The following is a 312-nucleotide window of genomic DNA, read 5'->3' as shown; positions in this document are numbered from 1 at the left end:
GGGCGTCGGCGGCCTCGTCCGGTTCCATCTCGTCGACCAGGCGGGCGGCGTGCTCGGGCGCGGCTTCGCGGAGCAGGTTCTCCAGCTCGGCCGGTTCCATCTCCTCCAGGGCGTCCGCGGCGTGCTCGGGTTCCAGCCAGCCGAGCAGCTGCTGGCGTTCATGGCGGCCGAGGTCTTCGAGGATGTCGGCGAGGTCGGCCGGGCGCAGCTGGTGCAGGGCGGAGCGGGAGGCGCGCAGTTGCACCTCGGCGGGTCCGTGGGTGGCCTGTTCGCCGAACGGGGCGACGGACTGCCAGTCCAGGTTCCGGGGTG

At 73.7% G+C, this 312-nt stretch carries 1 pseudogene; it reads right to left on the bottom strand.

Annotated features, from left to right (window positions below):
- A pseudogene (locus C2142_RS41255) lies at positions 1–312 on the bottom strand (magnesium transporter); the annotation flags it as partial.

The organism is Streptomyces sp. CB01881, assembly GCF_002953255.1.
Lineage (GTDB): Bacteria > Actinomycetota > Actinomycetes > Streptomycetales > Streptomycetaceae > Kitasatospora.
This window is presented reverse-complemented; position numbering and strand designations above follow the sequence as displayed.